This is a genomic window from Paenibacillus sp. M-152 (assembly GCF_003856555.1).
Taxonomy (GTDB): domain Bacteria; phylum Bacillota; class Bacilli; order Paenibacillales; family Paenibacillaceae; genus Paenibacillus; species Paenibacillus polymyxa_C.
Map to the genome: position 1 here is coordinate 4,332,153 of NZ_CP034141.1, position 17,233 is coordinate 4,349,385.

Here is a 17,233-nt window from a genome sequence, read left to right on the forward strand (position 1 = left end):
TCCACTCCTTTTACTAGGTTTAATGATTTCGAAATAACCTGTACAGAGTCAGACCTCATGCCTTGCACATCAAACACGCGGCTTGCGCAATACGATGTGTTGGCGACCACCTCCTTCATAGATTATAGAAAGATATAAAAGCATTGGGCTGTTCATAGATGGCAGTACTTCATAGGTGAGTTTATAATCCAATAGAAAAGCGATGAAATTCAGTAGATACCTAGGAGAAAAAGCAGGAGCATTTCGAAGAAAAAAACATGATATACCATTACATGTTATATCATTACATTTTATATTAAAAATTGATATAAAATCATATATTATGGATAGTATAAAGTTACCAAAACAGATATACAAGTCATTTTTTTGCATTTTTCTTGAAATTCTATGACTTTTATGTTCATTTATGTACGAAAACCCCTTTTTAGCGGCTACGTCATGAGTGCAACACACGGTTAGCAGGTGCATGCATCCTTGTACGAGCCACCCAAAGGGATTTTCGGGGATCTTTTTTTAAACCTGTCTGATATTCTTAGTTAAGTACGGAGTTCACCGCAGCAAGCGCATCAATCAGACCATATCCATAACCATTGTTGGGTGAGGTCCGATACTGACTGTCTGTCAGCGGTGTCGCTGTTTTCGAAATAACATCCTCTAATTGATCCACGGTCAAAGATGGTTTAGCCTGAAGCAGCAATGCCGCTAATCCGGCAGTATGCGGGCCTGCCATAGAGGTACCGTTCCATCCACCCTCATAAACCCCGCCCGGTACAGAAGAACGGATGTTCACGCCAGGAGCCGAGATTTCTGGCTTCACTTCGCCATAAGGAGAAGGACCACGCAACGAGAAGCTGGCCAGCTTGTTATTGATATCGGTGGCTCCTGTGGCATAGGCTTCAGGCAGATTTGCCGGATTGGCCACAGACCCAGGTCCGCCCGGATTCGACAGTGTTGTGTTGCCTGCGGAGAACTCAGGGAAGATTTGAGCCGCTCTCCACGCCTTGGTGACTGGGCGATACCATTCGTCCAGACCAGGTCCACCACCCCAAGAATTATTCACCACATCCGGTGCAAGCTCAGGGTGTTTTTTGCCGTTTTTATCTACAGGCGCAAGAATCCACTGCCCACCGTCCAGCAAGATGGAGTCTGTGGTATCCGGATTGAATACTCGAACGGCAATCCACTTGGCCCCCGGAGCAACACCGATTTCATTCGTACCGTTGCTGTCTGAGCCAACGCTTGTCCCCATCGTATGTGTACCATGTCCATTCGAATCTGTGGGCAGCGATGCTCCATTAACCGCATCATACCAGCTCAGCTCAGGATTCACGACTTGACCAGAAGCATTCAGCCCCCGCCATTTTCTTTTCAGTGCTGGATGAGTATATTCAACACCTGTATCTAGATTGGCAACGACAATGCCTTTGCCGTCAATACCTTTGGCCCAAACCTGCGGTGCTTTGATTTTGGAAATATTCCACTCGACACGACTTGGCGTTACCGCATCTTTATATACGGATTCTTGCACCGATTTTTGTGCATTCTCTTCCGTCACAGCCGGGTCGACAGCAGTTTGATCTGCAACTGCTTGGTTTGCTGTTGATTGCTCCCCTACCGGCTGGGCATCCTTATCTATTTCTACCTTTTGCAGCTCGCGCTTTTCATCTGGTAAAATTTTGTCGATCTCAGGTAGGGTTGCGAGATTATCCATGACCTCTTTGGTACTGGTTACCGCAAATGCATTCACGATAAAGTAACTCTTGTATTTTTTTACGTTTCCGTTATTGACTTCCTTCTTTAAGTATTCTTCCACAGATGGTTGAGTTTTTTCTGCGGTATCCATTAGAGAGTTGACAACCGTTTTACGTACAGAAAGCTTAGCAGCAGCGGGGGAAATCTGCTCGGCGGAAGCCTTCTGAAATGCGTGTTTAGCAACAGATTCTGTATCTACCTGATCTTTTAATTTAACCAGATAGGTGACATACTCGCTGGTGCTGAATTGCTGGTTCAGCTTGGCTGAAACCTTGGCGGAAATCGTCGATGCTCCTGCTGAGGAGGTTGTGCTGGAATCTCCATACACCGGAGAAATCAGAGAAAAAGCAAGAATAGCGGTAAAACCGACCGACAGCGTCTTTTTGATATTTTTCGACTTAATCAATACTTTCCATCTCCCTTTACTTGGTTTTTTTGATTCTCAAAGACAACCTTCCGATAGCAGCGTCAAAAGCTCACAAATAGCCTCTGGTACTCACCTCCTTTAAAAAAATAGATTCTGGGGTGAAATCCATAGGTCATATTCTAAGGTGAATAACCTTTGGTGCAGACCGCAAGGAACGACATTCAATTAAGAACTGTGGACAAGTCTGGAAGAAAGTAAGTGAAAAAAATGAAGAAAAAGGTAGGGTAAGATACTAGAAGTGATCGAGGAGGTTGATAAGCATATATTAAAATACAATTTAAAACAAAAGAATGAAACATATGGTATCTTTTGAATCTAGTATAGTGTCATAAAATCAGATATTCAAGCATTTTTTTGAATTTTATTCCTTTTTTTCTTGAAAAAATTGAAAAACCTCTTCCATTTTCAAAACAAATGCGGGTCTTCTTCGTGCATTTTGTTTCGGATCATAGAAGAGGTTTTTCGGCATTCAGCAGCAAAAGTAGAAAAGCGCTATCTGCCGCTATTTACAGGTATGGGAACCGAAACGGCTCCTTCTGGAAAGGAAGATTTGGTTTCCTGGGTTCTACGACACAGGCTCGTACATTCTCGAAAAGCCATTTGTCTGCACCCACTGCACCGATCCTGATTTACCATTGCAAGAGCTGCTGTTAAGGCCTCTCCTGTATGTTCAAAAAAATGATTTTGTCCGATCATGTCGTAGCATCCGGTTTTATGCAGTAATTCCAGCGGTTGAGGCTGGAGTCCGGACACAAGCACTGTTCCACCAGACTTTCGGTATTTTTGTATTAATGCAGTAAAGTTAGCTTCTCCCGTCATATCCATAAAAGGGACCTTTCCCATACGCAACAACAAAATCCCTTGCTGGAGACCAGTCTGTCCCCCTACACCTGAGTTTTCCAACGCTGAAGCTGCACCGAAAAATAGGGGGCCTTCCACATTATAAATAGCCACCTGCGGGCAATCATGCTGCTCTGTGACCATATGTGCGCCTACCTTTTCATGCTTTACAGAAGGATCAGGAAGCACCTTATCTACTGAAAGTGTATTACTCATACGTTTGACAAACAATACAACTGCCAGAATCAGGCCGACCTCCACAGCCGTTGTCAGCGTCGTAAAAACCGTCAGCAAAAAGGTGACGACCAGCACAATAGAATCTGCTGTCCGTGTTTTGAGGATGTGCGCAAAATGCTTGCGCTCACTCATATTCCAGGCCACTACCATCAACACCGGTGCCATACTAGCTAACGGAATATTAGATGCATAAGGTGCAAAAAGCATCAGAATGAGGAGTACAACGACCCCATGCACAATACCTGACATAGGAGAAACCGCGTTGTTGCGGATATTGGTGGCCGTACGGGCAATGGCACCTGTCGCAGGAATACCGCCGAATAGTGGTGTCAGCAAATTGGCAATCCCTTGTCCAACCAGTTCGCGATTGCTGTTATGGCGGTCTCCCGTCATCCCGTCAGCTACCACCGCTGAAAGCAGTGATTCAATAGCCCCCAGCATCGCTATAACAAGTGCTGGCGGCAAGAGCTTCACGATTAATTCCCACGTCATTGCAGGAATATGCAGCTCAGGCAAAGATGCCGGAATTGCGCCATAAGCAGAGCCAATCGTAGCCACCTGCCCTGGAAAAAACAAAGCTGCCACCAGCGTTGACAAGAGTAGGCCGACCAGTGAGCCAGGTATCTTGGGCCATTTTTTAGGCACCACAATAAGTCCAGCAAGACAGATACAAGCTGTCAGGATGCTGTACACATTGAGTGAAGGAAGCCGATGGATGATCTCTGCCATCGAAGGCAGAAAGGTTTCATGTCGCTCTACCCCGCGCAAGCCGAGAAAGTTAGCAATCTGACCACTGAAGATCGTCACGGCAATCCCGGCCGTGAAGCCAATGGTTACGGGCTTGGGAATAAACTTAATCAATGCCCCCAGCCTTAGAACACCCATTATAATGAGTATAATGCCTGCCATAAAACCAGCTATAAGTAAATTCTCATAGCCGTACTGCATGACTATAGCCAGCAAAATCGGAATAAACGCACCTGTAGGTCCTCCGATCTGAAATTTGGACCCACCCAGTAGTGAAATCAAAATTCCCGCTATGATGGTTGTGTACAGACCATATTCCGGCTTTACCCCCGATGCAATGGCAAACGCCATACCGAGCGGGATAGCCACAATCGCCACGATGCTTCCAGAAATTAAATCCTTTCGTAAAGCCCCTGCGTTATAGCCTTCAAACCTTCCTCTCCACTTCATCCTGTAACCCTTCTTTTCTGTAGTAGCATTACTTCTCGTTACGTATGCCTTCCAGCAACGAGATCGCTTCGACTAAATGATTGTCAAAAATTCGCCGCGCCACCGCTAGCAGCTCCGTTAAGAGCGGATCACGTAGTGAATACACGACCGTTGTGCCTTCCTTGAAGCTGTTCACCAAATTTTTAGCCCGTAAAACAGCCAATTGCTGCGATACGGCAGAACCTTCGGAACCAAGCGCAGTCTGCAGCTCGTTCACATTCCGTTCCCCTTCACTCAGCACCTCCAAAATGCGGATGCGCAGAGGGTGAGCCAATGCTTTGAAAAAGTCAGCCTTAAACTTCTGGAGATCTCCTTCCATTCCTGCGCCGTCCCCCTCACAGAATTGTTTCATAACGATCAACAATATCTGAATATTTGAATATTCAGTACAATAACAGCTTTGGGTCAATTGAACTATGATGTTACTCACACTTCACCATGCGTATAGTCACATTTTTCCACACTTTTATCTTTCAGGGTTGACAGCTTCCACAGGTTTCCATTAACATAACAATTAACTTTAAGAAAAGGGGGCCGACAGACATGACCAAGCTTTACACGATAATGACAATCAGTCAGCATGATACAATCACATATTCGAAATTTCGTCTCATCGGCCCCGTTCGGGCAACATGATGGGGGTATCACGCTGTCTGACGGCGTGATATGCCAGGCTTTTTTTATTTTGTATGCTATTGAAAGAACAGGTTATTTATATTTTTATGATGTACTAATCATAAAATGTAATGACACTTTCGGTGCAGGAAGCCGTAGACGACAAGTCTGCGGCTTTTTTGTTTTTTTCAAATCTTTTTTACGATGTTATGAATTTACATGAAGAAGGGAACTACCCATTTATTATGAATATACAACCTACGACCAATTCATCTTTTCATGAAGGACCATACAGCCACCTGATGAAGCTTCCGGCAGGGGATCTGACCGTGTACGCTTCGCAGCAACTCTTTTCCTCACTGGATTACAAAGTGTTCGAGATGGCTAATAACAATTTACAAATTCCAGGTATCCGCTATATGGGATACACACCGGATGTACATGTAGGCGTCGGAACCTGCATCGGTACAACTGCGGTATGGGGAATGGAAGACGGCTATGTATCTCCCTCCATCGTCGGTAGCGATATCGGCTGTGGCATGCGCGTACACCTGACCAATCTGCACAAGGATGCCTTGAAGGAAATCAAGCTGCGCCGCAAGCTGGTTAAGACGATCGACAAATACTTGCCGATGGAAGCTCACCAACGCGGACATTATTCGGATATACGGCTGGAGCATATTGTACGCAAAGGCCTGCATGGCTTACCTAATAAATATATCCCGGATAGCTACACTCCTAAGAAATCCACCTCACTGACCCATGTAGAGCACAGTAAGTTCTCCTTTGACGAGGAAGTGCTGAATCTCGTCGAAGACCGTACTTGGCACCGGGCTCATCGGCAGCTTGGCACGTTGGGTGGAGGCAATCATTTTGTCGAAATTCAGGCGATTGAAATTGCAGAAGAAAATAGAGAAGTCGCTGAAGCTTGGGGGATGTTCGACGGTCAGGTGGCTGTGATGATTCATTCCGGATCACGTGCTTGGGGGGGAGCAGTCAGTCAGACCAGTTCATCTGCCATTGCAAAAGCGATGAGCCGTCTCGGTCTCGGCACCTCCGATCCGAGACTGGTATTCGCACCGCTTAATCATCCCGAGGCAGCACATTATGTGGATATGATGTACTCAGCGCTGAATTATGCTGTGGTGAACCGACATCTGATTGCATACTCCGTGCGAGAAGCCTTCCGCGATGTCTTTGGTACAAAGTGCGAGTTGCGTACTCTGTACGATCTGATGCACAATTATGCTTGGGAGGAATCCCATCCGGATCACGGCAGCGTGTTTGTACATCGTAAAGGTGCGACGCGCGCTCTTCCAGCAGGACACCCCGACAATCCGCGACCTTATCAGTCGACAGGGCATCCGGCCCTGATCCCCGGTTCTATGGGGACTGCCTCTTATATTATGGTAGGTTTACCAGGCGGTCAGGATAACTTTCACTCCATCTGTCATGGAGCGGGCCGTATTCGCTCGCGATCTGCAACCAAACGGCTCGTGAGTGTGGACGATTTTGCAGGCGCTCTGGGTGTAGGGACAGACGACGAAATTGTGGTCAACCAGGCATCTCTGGAAAGTATTATCGACGAATCTCCACAAGCCTACAAAAATGTAGATGATATTATTGAAAGTGTTACCGGGGCAGGACTTGCAGCCGTTGTAGCCAAATGTAGACCGCTGGCCGCCCTGAAAGGAGCAAAATAATGTTGAGTATAGACACCCCAGCTATTTATGAATTTGACGAACGTACAGATGGACGCATTACCGGTTATGCTGCTTATGCCCGTCTGATCGACGGTATTAGTGAAGCACTCTATAACCGCTATGGCGTAAAATACGAGCTGTACGCCAGTGATGATCCCAATATTGAGTATTGGGATTTGCTGGAGGAGGATATCCGTTCAGGCAGCCCTGAGCTGGAGCATGTGGCACGGGTGTTCGATCGTTTGGAGGAACGCACCATCCAGTATGACGATGACGGGCCAACTCCTGAATACGGTGTGCATCTGTCGATGCGTAACAATGTATTTGCCTATCCCAAATGGGGGATTGCACTGGCACGAGTTCCCTTTTTCCGTGATAATGGCGTATATAATGAAGATTATGTGTTTGCCATAGGCGACCAGGAGCTGCAAAGCTTCCTCGCAGGAGTACGCGGTCGTGAACGCAAGCAAAATATGAAGCGTGTCACCGTCTTTACCGATACAAGCCGTGGACTCTCCCGGCAAGCAGAACCGATAACCCGCGCAATTACGCGGGATGACGTGATTTTGAAAGCGGAAATCAAGCGGGATATCTTCCGATCACTTGATCAATTTTTTGAAGCAGATCGCACCTTCTATCAGACTTATAACATTCCTTACAAGCGTGGGATTCTGCTATACGGCCATCCAGGCAACGGTAAAACAACCCTAGTGAAATCTATTGCCAATAGCGTGCCAGGTCCGGCCGCTTACTGGCAAATTACAGAATATACAACCAGTGAATCGGTCAAAGAGGTGTTCGAGGCAGCTACTCGCCTGGCGCCGATGGTGCTGGTCATTGAAGACATCGATTCCATGCCTCAGGAGGTGCGTTCCTTTTTCCTGAATACGCTCGACGGCGCTACATCCAAGGAGGGCATCTTCCTGATCGGAACGACCAATTATCCAGAAAAAATCGACCCAGGTCTGATGAACCGGGCGGGCCGCTTCGACCGGGCTTATGAAATCAGTTTGCCTGACGAAGCGCTGCGACTCGCGTATCTCAAGCTGCGTAACTTCCTTGTTTTTGCAGGTGAGACAGGTACACAGAAGGCCGCAGCGATGACAGATGGCTTCTCCCTGGCTCAGCTCGGAGAACTGTATGTCAGTACGGCTCTAGAATGGCATGAGCAAGGAAAAGCCGATATTGAGCTGATTATTAAAGGCATGCGAGGCGAGCTTGATAAAAGCCGCAAGCAGGACTGGTTAAAAAATGTATCCGAAGGACGAGTCGGCTTCTTCTGATTCATCCTTTTATTGCCTCATTATGAAATTTATGTTACATTGATAAACAATAAAGTACCGAAAGGGTGACCTTAAGCCAATGATCTACTAATCCTATTTCCAAAGAAAAATACGTAATCTTACGAATTTTCTGGATAGGATTAGTGTAGGCTTTTGGGTATTAACGATAAGAGCATTGCTTCTTTGACGGGAGCAGTGTATCTTCTTGTTCGTATGTCTGCCTCCTATCCAGAAACCAATGGATAAGGAGGTTTTTTTGTATGAAAAGAATACTCGCAATTCTCATGATCAATATATTCATTGTGATGGTCGGCGTTGGTTTGATCACCCCTATTCTGCCGGAACTGATCATTGAATTTGGTGCCAGTGGGCGGGCCATCGGTTTATTGGTGGCAGCCTATGGCATAACGCAATTCCTGCTCTCGCCCATGACCGGGCAGCTGTCTGATCGATATGGGAGAAAAGTTTTTATCGTCGCAGGTGTTGTTGTTTTTGCTGTAGCTAAATTGATCTTTGCTATTGGAGATAAGCTGTGGATGCTGTATACCTCAAGACTCCTGGAAGGAGTTGCAGCAGCCCTGATTATTCCGCCCATGATGGCATATGTAGCTGATATTACAACAACCGAAGAACGTGGCAAAGGAAATAGTCTGCTAGCGGCAGCGATGTCATTTGGATTTGTCATTGGTCCAGGACTTGGTGGCCTTCTTGCAAGATATGGGACGAGAGTGCCGCTGTATACAGCAACAGGTGCGGCTATGATTGCAGTTATTTTTTCAATCGTTTGTTTACCTGAAAGTTTATCAAAAGAACAAATGAAGGCAGCACGAGCAAGAATTAATCATCAAAGAGAGTCTATTTTCAAACAGTATGCAAGGTCATTGAAATCAAAATATGCGATGTTCTTTATCATTGTCCTGGTAATGACTTTTGGACTCGCTAATTTTGAATCCGTTCTTGGTTTATATGTAACGAATCGCCTCCAATTTTCACCACAAAATATTTCAATCCTTCTAACTGCAGGTGCTGTGATCGGCGTCGGTATGCAGGCATTAGTTGTTGCTAAAATGATCCAGCAGTTTGGTGAAAAAAGGTTGATCAAAGGTTCGCTTCTCTTCACCTCTGCTGCTTATATTTTATTTCTCTTCGCCAAAGATTTTTGGAGTATCTTTCTTGTGACTTCCCTTATTTTCTTTGCCACAGCTATGCTTCGCCCAGCTCTTAATACACAACTGTCGAAGATGGCAGGCAATGAGCAAGGATATGTAGCTGGTATGAATAATGCCTATATGAGTGTCGGGAATATTTTAGGCCCTACTCTAGCGGGATTTTTATTTGATGCGAATATGTTCGCTCCATTCCTAACTGGCTGTTGTATTCTGTTGATTACCTTTTTGATTACATTAAAAATGAAATAAAAGAGGACAACTGATGAGCAAAAGGCAGCTACGGGTGCGAGGCTTTATTTTTCAAATGCCCAGCTGTAGCTGCCTGTCTGTTCAGTTTATTCCGTTTCCCCACTCAGTCGGTTCAAAAACTGGATGGCCCGTGGGCTGGTTGGCTGCTCTAGCACCTGATATGGCGTACCCTGCTCAATGATTACGCCCTGATCCATTAAGATTACATGGTCAGCAACCTCTGCCGCGAACTTCATTTCATGGGTGACAATAACCATCGTCATCCCTTCGGCAGCCAACTGCTTCATGACCTTGAGCACCTCACCTACCAACTCGGGATCAAGAGCAGAGGTCGGCTCGTCAAACAAAAGCACCTCAGGTTCGACCGCCATTGCCCGGGCAATACCGACCCGTTGCTGCTGTCCTCCCGACAATTGATGTGGATAGGATTCCGCCTTATCAGCCAATCCCACCTTCTTAAGCAGCTCCAATGCATGTTTGCGCGCTTCGTCCTTCCTTTTTTTCTGAACCGTGACTTGCCCCTCCATCACATTTTGCACAGCGGTCATATGGGGGAAAAGGTTGTAGGATTGAAATACCATCCCTGTCCGCTTACGCAGCGCCAAAATGTTTTCTTGCCGAAGCTTCGTCCCTTTCGCAAAATTCAGGGCAATATCACCTACCTGAATTTCTCCCTGGTCAGGAACCTCCAGCAAATTCAAGCAGCGTAAAAGTGTTGTTTTACCAGAACCGGAAGGACCGATAATTACAAGCACTTTCCCCTTATCCAACGTCACGTCAATCCCCTTAAGCACTTCCAGCGAGCCGAACGACTTGTGTATATTCCGAATTTGGATCACCGGTACAATCTCCTTTATCTAACGGAAAAACGGCTCAGACGCTTTTCCAAATAATTTTGCAGCACAGTCAATATCGTACTAAACAGCAGGTAAATAACCCCAGCCTCGGTATACACTAATAACGGTTCGTATGTGGTAGCTACAATCTGATTAGCCGTTCTGAACATTTCCACATAGGTGATAGTGGCAGCCAGTGAGGTATCCTTTACCAAGCTGATGAATGAATTGGCAAGCGGAGGCACCGACACACGGGAAGCTTGGGGGAGCACGATCCGCCGCAACACTTGCCAGCGTGTCATCCCCAAGGAGTATCCTGCCTCCCATTGACCCTCCTGAATGGAAATAATAGCCGCACGCATAATTTCAGAGCTATAGGCCCCCACGCTGAGCGTAAAGCCGATCACTGAAGCAATAAATGGGTCCAGTGTAATACCCACCGAAGGTAAACCATAGAAAATAATATACAATTGCACCAGCAAAGGAGTTCCTCGAATCACCCATACATAAAAGCCGAAAATCAGCTTGAGTATTCTCCATTTGGACAACCGGGCGAGTGCAGTGATCAGCGCCAGTAGGAGTCCCAGAGCAAATGAGATCAGGGTGAGCGGAATCGTAAAAGAAACCCCTGCTTTTAGCAGAGGTAATAATGAATCCATAATAATTTGTATTTGGCGATCATCCATTGTACAGACATCCTTTATTATTTGGACACATCGGCTCCAAAATATTTTTCAGAAATTTTCAGATACGTACCGTCAGCCTTCATATCAGCCAACGCTTTGTTGACTGCCTTGATCAAATCTTCGCTGCCTTTATTAAATACAGCTGCACTGTGTGAAGCATCCGCAGATTCGTCCACCTTTTTGATCGGAGCATCAGGCTTTTGCTTTTTCAGATCCAGATAAGACAATCCGTCGTTGACGGTCGCATCTACCCGTTTGGAAGTGAGGAGATCAATAGCTTGGTTGAATCCTTCGGTTGCTACAATTTCCGCACCGTTGCTTTTTGCGATTTGAGTCAGGTTGCTAGTCAGGGATTGCCCTGCCTTTTTACCTTTTAGATCCGCAAATTTCTGGATGTCCGTATTATCTTCACTCACGATCAGAACTGCCTTAGAGACAATGTACGGATCGGAGAAATCATATTTTTGCTTGCGCTCATCTGTAATAGACACTTCATTGAATACTGCGTCAAACCGCTTGGAGTTCAAGCCTGCAAATATTCCGTCCCATTGCGTCTCGATAAATTCCGGTTGCACACCCAGGCGCTTACTTACTTCAGTTGCAATATCGACGTCAAAGCCTGTCAGTTTGCCAGCAGCATCATGGTAAGTAAACGGAGCATAGGTACCTTCCGTACCGATTCTCAGCTTGCCACTGGCTTTGACAGATTCAAGAGTAGCTGCAGCCGTTGTATCTGCTTTTCCATTATTAGAACCGTTCTCTCCAGTAGATGCATTATTCGTGCCCGCGCCTTTATCATTGTTGCCGCAAGCCGAAACCAGCAATGCCATCACGATGAATACAATCGGCAAAAAACTAAATTTTCTCATGTTATCCACACTCTTTCCCTTTTTCTTGATCACCTAGCGCAGGCTAGTCATTGAATAGTACATCATTCATTTTCGCGCGTCAATGCTTTTATCCAATAATTCCTATCCAAAAGGTAAGTTATATTTTTTTATCATCTAAGGCTATTCTAGGTTGACTCAATCATAGGCAGGCTATTCATTTTCACTCCCCTCGAAGCAACTTTTTGTGTACCATTACATAAGAGATTTCGTATAATAGGTTTTAATATGCAGATTAGAAATATTTACCGGAGTGTGATCATGGATCCCCAAAATTCAGCTTTATCTCCCGAAGGAAGGCACTCAGCCTGGGCTACCTTTACTTCACCTTTAAAGCAATCCAAAGCGTTCACCCTCTTGTGGCTTGGACATTGGATCGCTATGTTAGGAAGTTCTGTTACGACAGTCATTTTGCCACTGGTTATCTATTCTCTGACAGGCTCGACCACCATCATGGGATTGGCGATGACGGTTTATATGCTGCCAAACGTACTTATTCTTCCTTTCGCAGGAATGATCGTGGACAGAATTGACCGAATTCGCCTTCTTCTGTTCACGAATGTCGCCCGCTTTGGTCTGATGTTCGTTGCATCGGTGTTGATGTTTACGGACGGGATGAAGTTGCCGTTCCTATTCGTTGGCCTTGCGTTGTACGGATTGATGGATGGTATCTTTAATCCGGCTTATTCGGCCTTACGTGCACAAGTGTTCACACCGGACATCCGCAATGCTGCCAATGCACTAAGTCAAATCAGTATACAAGCCGTTCGTCTACTCGGTCCTCCGCTAGGAGGCTTTATTGTATCCTTTTCCTCCCCGGGTGTCGGCTTTGGACTGGATTCTATCGCTTATCTGGTATCCTTTGCCTGTTTTTGGATGCTAAGTGCTCATTTGGCCTCCATCATCGGTAAACGTCAGGCCGATTCAGAACAGGAAGATCAGGGTGGACAACATTTTCTCAAGGATTTTATAGCAGGCTTTGCTATTCTCAAAAGCCATCCTTGGCTATGGATTACGATTCTCGCCTTTTCTTTCATTAATATCTGTTATTCAGGTATTATCGCTGTGCTCATCCCGTGGCTGTTCAAGGTTCATCATGGCTATAATCCAGTCGTATACGGCATTGCAATGGCAAGTAGTGGCATTGGTGCCATGCTGGGAGCCTTTGTGTATGGATCACGCAAGCATTGGAAACACCGCGGTCTGCTCGCTTACTTAGGAGCTTTTGTCAGCGGTCTTGCCTTACTACTGTTGTCTATAGTCACCTGGATGCCAGGATTGATTATGAGCATGATGCTCGAAGGATTTGGCATTATGATTTTTTCAATTATCTGGGAGACAAGCCTGCAGGAATTAGTCCCCGCTGAATCCTTTGGACGTGTAGCCAGTCTGGATTTGATGTTTTCCTTTGCACTGCTTCCTGTCGGCTATCTGGCCGTAGGTGCCGTGGCGGACAAGCTTGGTGGCATCCTCACCATTGGTATGTTTGCAACCATCGGCATGTGTATCGTGCTGGGCGTGCTAATTGTTCCTCATATCAGACGGTTTCAATAGGGGAATATGTAACCTTTTCTCAAAAAAAGCTGCTCCCACCGGTTCATTTGTGAACCTTGCGGAAGCAGCTTTTTTCCATTTTGACTCGCGTCTCATAGGACGAGTCTATTCAATAATTCGTAAAGTTAACCTCTGCTCCGTCCAACGGAACGGAAGATCAAGCTCACAATCACGACTAGCACAATCGCACCAATTAATGCAGGAACGATGTAGAACGATCCGATTTCAGGACCCCAGTCTCCCAGAATCAAGCTACCCAACCATCCACCGATAAAACCAGCGATGATGTTACCAATCACGCCACCCGGAACATCACGACCTGCGATAATTCCTGCCAACCAACCAATAATACCGCCAACAATCAATGCCCATAACCAACTCATTTTGCGTCACCTCGTTTAAGTTTTTATCGTTGTGTTCTATTATTAACCACTCGAACTCCTTTTGAACACACAGAGACCAATTGGTTAATATTACCACACAATGGAACGCTGATTTGGGGGCTTGATATCATCCTACGTGCCTCCCAGATTATTTATGCTCTTTGTGTGAAAAGTGTGTCTCCTATTCGTTTATCCTTGTATTCCTGCTTTTTTTGTGCCATCCTCACATTATGGCTTCACTGAAGTCACTTCATGCATAAGTTACAAAAATAACAAATTATTAAGGAGTGACCCCCACTGGAGTGTCGAGTAGGATGTGCTGCATGTTGCATTGCCATTACGATTTCTTCCCCTATTCCCGGCATGCCAGACGGAAAACCTGCTGGTGTTCCATGCCCTCAGCTCACGCCTGATTACCGTTGCCAATTATTTGGAAAACCCGAGCGTCCTGCCGTATGCAGTGGCTTTCATGCGGATAAGGATACATGCGGAGACACTAATGAAAGAGCATTTGAGCTGCTGAGAGAGCTGGAGAAGTCCACTTTACCAAGTAAAACTTAAGGCGAACTCATTCGATATGAAGGAGAATTTTTGATTATGAATGTTATTGAAAAAAGAATTGCCGAATTGAAGCAGTACGGTCCCGATCTTACCACCCCCAAAGATATGGATTTATTTTGGGACAAAACACTGAGAGAAGTTTACGCCAAACCTGTACATGCATTCAAAACGCCCGTAGAAACACCGTATCCTCATATGATGGCCTATCGGGTCACTTTTGAGGGGGTCGATGATACGCCTCTGCATGCCTGGTATGTACGCCCCCGATATGCTGGGGATCAAAAACTGCCATGCATCGTTCTGTTTCATGGCTACACAGGCGGAAAGGGCTATCCTGAAGATTATTCATCTTGGCTAATGCTTGGTTTTGCTGTATTGGCGGTAGATGTTCGTGGTCAGGGAGGAGAAACGGGAGATCGTCGAAATGATCCACACGGAACCGTTAAAGGCTGGGTTACGAAAGGAATATTGGACAAGGATACCTGCTACTACAAAACGATTACAACTGATGCCCTTAGAGCCGTAGATTGGGCGGCGGAGCAGTCCGATGTCGATGCAGATAAAATCGCAATCAGTGGCGCCAGCCAGGGTGGTGGACTTGCATTAATGGTGGGTGCGCTCAGCGATAAAGCTGCTACTATAGTAGCGGATATTCCTAATATGTGTCATATGGATTTTGGCATGATGAATTCTACCAGTTCACTGACAGAAGCTGCCGAATTCGCAAACCGCTTCCCCGAGCATTTGGAGCAGGTACTACATACATTGAGTTATTTTGACGTGATGAATCTAGCTCATCGCATTCGTATCCCGGTCATGGTATCTGTAGGGTTGAAGGATACGGTGTGCATGCCAGAGACGATTTTTGCTGCTTATAACCGCATTGAATCACCAAAAACAATTGAAGTTTATCCGTTCACCGGACATTGGGTAGAAGGTTTCCATAGACGCAAGACGGCTGAATTTTTAGTTCAAACCTTAGCATTAGATTGAGTTAACGATTTCCTCTGGTTCTGGTGCATAAAAAAAGAACACCACGCATCTATCTGCGTAATGTTCTTTCAACTGCATCGGAGCCAGTCCTGCTTACACTGACAAGCTCCTCGACACTTCACAGCAAAGCATCTCTGCAAAGTTTACGATGCAGTTCGCTGTTCTGCTGCCGAATCCCCTGTCCATTTTCGCACCCAAACAAAATCCATAATCATCAGACCAAACGGAATGAAGGATGCAAACATAATGAAAAGAGGCCGCCGTATAGACCAATGCAATGCGGTTTTTCCATAGATCAGAGCAACGAGGAGCAACAGAAAGCTCACCCGGTATATGTTACCAATCACCATAACCGCCTGGGTCATGCCCGCAGCTTGCAGCGGCTGGTGGGTGAATAGTATCGCCAAATACGCTATAGCTTGAATCCAGAGCATGAGCCGGACACGCCCCAAAGGTGTTCTTAACACAAATTCAATCCCCTCTCCATGAGCAGGAATGTTCTCTCATCCCTTTTGCATCTTTTATTATAACGAAAAGATCCCCAAACTCCAACCTATCCATTTTTTAATTTTGACCAAATGAGTTGTGTTTGATACAGTTGTGTAAGAGGTGATTACAAATGCTTAAACTGGGTATACTGGACCAGTCTCATATTCCTGAAGGCGGTTCCGCTCAAGATGCATTGTCTAATACAACAGATTTAGCGCGTGAAGCTGATCAACTGGGGTACAGCCGCTATTGGGTATCCGAGCATCATGCGTCCAAAACACTAGCACACTCCAGTCCCGAGGTATTGATTGCCCATTTGGCCGCTCATACATCGCGTATTCGTGTGGGTTCAGGCGGTATTATGCTACCACACTACAGCGCATATAAAGTAGCTGAAAACTTCCGCCTGCTGGAGGCGCTCCACCCAGGACGCATTGACTTGGGGATTGGGCGTGCTCCAGGCGGCTTGCCGCTGGCTACTCGCGCTTTGCAGGAAGGGAAATACCAAGCTGTCGAACAATATCCACAGCAGATTCTAGATTTAATCGACTATTTCCATGATTCGGTGCCTGACAATCACCGGTTTGCTGGTCTTCACGCCTCCCCGATGATATCGACCGTTCCTGAATTATGGTTGCTTGGCTCCAGTGGGGAGAGCGCCAGATTGGCTGCGATGATGGGTGCCTCCTATGCCTTTGCCCAATTTTTCGGTACTCCGGGCGGCGTAGAAGCTACCGCGCGTTACCACGAGCAATTCATGCCTTCGATTTTAGGAGATAAGCCCCGCTCTATGGCGGCAGTTACGGTAGCCTGCGCTGAAACTGAAGAGGAAGCTGAGCAGCTGGCGTCCAGTGCTAGTTTGTATTTCCTTTTACTCATGCAGGGTAAAGAAATGAATTCTCTTCCATCGGTGAAAACAGCCATGTCCTATCCCTATACAGAATTTGATCGTGAGCGGCTACGTCAGTCCGCAGCATGGCGTGTTGTTGGCACTCCTGAACAGTGCAAGGAACAGCTGCTGAGACTGGCTGAGCAGTATCGCACCGATGAGTTACTGGTCGTTTCATCGATTCATGACTTTGATAAACGTGTTCAGTCCTACCGACTGCTGGCCAAAGCTTTTAATTTAGTATAAACAGACGGTTGAACTGAGGCTAATTTTTAGAAACTTTAAAACCCCCGCCTGCCTATAATGGCAACAGCGGGGGTTTGTTGTAGAGGATCGGTTCATTTGAACCAACCCATCTGTACTATAGAAGTAGTGTAGACACCACAAAAGTTGAATGTTGCATGGTACTTTGGTAGTATATCCAACGGAACGAAAGTATGAGTT

Annotated in this window: 15 protein-coding genes; 7 read left to right on the forward strand and 8 right to left on the reverse strand. The window is 46.1% G+C overall.

What is annotated here, in order from left to right; genetic code table 11:
- Positions 1–532 precede the first annotated feature (532 nt).
- The 3 genes from EGM68_RS18865 to EGM68_RS18875 form a co-directional block, all read right to left on the reverse strand.
- Entirely contained in the window at positions 533–2,158 is a 1,626-nt protein-coding gene (locus EGM68_RS18865; RefSeq protein WP_129549806.1) for a S8 family serine peptidase, read from the reverse strand.
- Positions 2,159–2,671: 513 nt separating this feature from the next.
- Positions 2,672–4,453 carry a SulP family inorganic anion transporter gene (locus EGM68_RS18870; RefSeq protein ID WP_129549807.1) on the reverse strand — a complete coding sequence of 594 codons (1,782 nt, stop codon included), beginning with the start codon at positions 4,451–4,453 and terminating at the stop codon, positions 2,672–2,674.
- 28 nt (positions 4,454–4,481) lie between these two features.
- Complete coding sequence (locus EGM68_RS18875; RefSeq protein ID WP_007431533.1) at positions 4,482–4,811, reverse strand: ArsR/SmtB family transcription factor; 330 nt, start codon at positions 4,809–4,811, stop codon at positions 4,482–4,484.
- A 541-nt stretch (positions 4,812–5,352) separates the two neighbouring features.
- On the opposite strand from EGM68_RS18875, the gene EGM68_RS18880 reads away from it, so the two are divergent.
- The 3 genes from EGM68_RS18880 (at position 5,353) to EGM68_RS18890 (ending at position 9,511) form a co-directional block, all read left to right on the forward strand.
- Positions 5,353–6,810 carry an RtcB family protein gene (locus tag EGM68_RS18880; protein ID WP_025676007.1) on the forward strand — a complete coding sequence of 486 codons (1,458 nt, stop codon included), beginning with the start codon at positions 5,353–5,355 and terminating at the stop codon, positions 6,808–6,810.
- Positions 6,810–8,093 (forward strand): AAA family ATPase, encoded by a 1,284-nt coding sequence (locus tag EGM68_RS18885; RefSeq protein WP_013372524.1) that lies wholly within the window; start codon positions 6,810–6,812, stop codon positions 8,091–8,093. The genes EGM68_RS18880 and EGM68_RS18885 overlap by 1 nt, the downstream gene beginning before the upstream one ends.
- 260 nt (positions 8,094–8,353) lie before the next feature.
- Entirely contained in the window at positions 8,354–9,511 is a 1,158-nt protein-coding gene (locus EGM68_RS18890) for an MFS transporter (protein WP_129549808.1), read from the forward strand.
- Between the two features lie 86 nt (positions 9,512–9,597).
- Here the strand turns inward: EGM68_RS18890 and EGM68_RS18895 are convergent, their stop codons facing one another.
- Genes EGM68_RS18895 through EGM68_RS18905 form a run of 3 tightly spaced genes read right to left on the reverse strand, consistent with a single transcriptional unit; the run spans position 9,598 to position 11,902 of the window.
- Positions 9,598–10,350: an amino acid ABC transporter ATP-binding protein gene (locus EGM68_RS18895; protein ID WP_090738544.1), complete on the reverse strand. Its 753-nt coding sequence runs from the start codon at positions 10,348–10,350 to the stop codon at positions 9,598–9,600.
- Between the two features lie 14 nt (positions 10,351–10,364).
- Entirely contained in the window at positions 10,365–11,033 is a 669-nt protein-coding gene (locus tag EGM68_RS18900; protein ID WP_013372527.1) for an amino acid ABC transporter permease, read from the reverse strand.
- 17 nt (positions 11,034–11,050) lie between these two features.
- The gene (locus EGM68_RS18905) at positions 11,051–11,902 is read right to left on the reverse strand and encodes an amino acid ABC transporter substrate-binding protein (RefSeq protein WP_025676011.1); all 852 of its coding nucleotides are present in this window, start codon (positions 11,900–11,902) and stop codon (positions 11,051–11,053) included.
- Between the two features lie 279 nt (positions 11,903–12,181).
- On the opposite strand from EGM68_RS18905, the gene EGM68_RS18910 reads away from it, so the two are divergent.
- Positions 12,182–13,474, forward strand: a complete 1,293-nt coding sequence (locus tag EGM68_RS18910; protein WP_129549809.1) for an MFS transporter — start codon at positions 12,182–12,184, stop codon at positions 13,472–13,474.
- 125 nt (positions 13,475–13,599) lie between these two features.
- On the opposite strand, the gene EGM68_RS18915 is transcribed toward EGM68_RS18910, so the two are convergent.
- Complete coding sequence (locus EGM68_RS18915) at positions 13,600–13,857, reverse strand: GlsB/YeaQ/YmgE family stress response membrane protein (RefSeq protein WP_013372531.1); 258 nt, start codon at positions 13,855–13,857, stop codon at positions 13,600–13,602.
- Between the two features lie 297 nt (positions 13,858–14,154).
- On the opposite strand from EGM68_RS18915, the gene EGM68_RS26225 reads away from it, so the two are divergent.
- Together EGM68_RS26225 and EGM68_RS18925 are read left to right on the forward strand one after the other, a co-directional pair.
- Positions 14,155–14,418, forward strand: coding sequence for a YkgJ family cysteine cluster protein (locus EGM68_RS26225; RefSeq protein ID WP_209446902.1), 264 nt, complete (start codon positions 14,155–14,157; stop codon positions 14,416–14,418).
- A 36-nt stretch (positions 14,419–14,454) separates the two neighbouring features.
- Positions 14,455–15,411, forward strand: a complete 957-nt coding sequence (locus EGM68_RS18925; protein ID WP_129549810.1) for an acetylxylan esterase — start codon at positions 14,455–14,457, stop codon at positions 15,409–15,411.
- A gap of 143 nt (positions 15,412–15,554) precedes the next feature.
- On the opposite strand, the gene EGM68_RS18930 is transcribed toward EGM68_RS18925, so the two are convergent.
- Positions 15,555–15,878, reverse strand: a complete 324-nt coding sequence (locus EGM68_RS18930; RefSeq protein ID WP_016324638.1) for a DUF3817 domain-containing protein — start codon at positions 15,876–15,878, stop codon at positions 15,555–15,557.
- 152 nt (positions 15,879–16,030) lie between these two features.
- On the opposite strand from EGM68_RS18930, the gene EGM68_RS18935 reads away from it, so the two are divergent.
- Positions 16,031–17,035: an LLM class flavin-dependent oxidoreductase gene (locus EGM68_RS18935; RefSeq protein WP_013372535.1), complete on the forward strand. Its 1,005-nt coding sequence runs from the start codon at positions 16,031–16,033 to the stop codon at positions 17,033–17,035.
- The last annotated feature ends 198 nt before the right edge of the window (positions 17,036–17,233 follow it).

Coding starts and splice junctions, on each gene's coding strand:
- EGM68_RS18870 (WP_129549807.1), bottom strand. CDS start 4,453: ATGAAGTGGAGAGGAAGGTTTGAAGGCTATAACGCAGGGGCTTTACGA.
- EGM68_RS18875 (WP_007431533.1), bottom strand. CDS start 4,811: ATGGAAGGAGATCTCCAGAAGTTTAAGGCTGACTTTTTCAAAGCATTG.
- EGM68_RS18880 (WP_025676007.1), top strand. CDS start 5,353: ATGAATATACAACCTACGACCAATTCATCTTTTCATGAAGGACCATAC.
- EGM68_RS18885 (WP_013372524.1), top strand. CDS start 6,810: ATGTTGAGTATAGACACCCCAGCTATTTATGAATTTGACGAACGTACA.
- EGM68_RS18890 (WP_129549808.1), top strand. CDS start 8,354: ATGAAAAGAATACTCGCAATTCTCATGATCAATATATTCATTGTGATG.
- EGM68_RS18900 (WP_013372527.1), bottom strand. CDS start 11,033: ATGGATGATCGCCAAATACAAATTATTATGGATTCATTATTACCTCTG.
- EGM68_RS18905 (WP_025676011.1), bottom strand. CDS start 11,902: ATGAGAAAATTTAGTTTTTTGCCGATTGTATTCATCGTGATGGCATTG.
- EGM68_RS18910 (WP_129549809.1), top strand. CDS start 12,182: ATGGATCCCCAAAATTCAGCTTTATCTCCCGAAGGAAGGCACTCAGCC.
- EGM68_RS18915 (WP_013372531.1), bottom strand. CDS start 13,857: ATGAGTTGGTTATGGGCATTGATTGTTGGCGGTATTATTGGTTGGTTG.
- EGM68_RS18925 (WP_129549810.1), top strand. CDS start 14,455: ATGAATGTTATTGAAAAAAGAATTGCCGAATTGAAGCAGTACGGTCCC.
- EGM68_RS18935 (WP_013372535.1), top strand. CDS start 16,031: ATGCTTAAACTGGGTATACTGGACCAGTCTCATATTCCTGAAGGCGGT.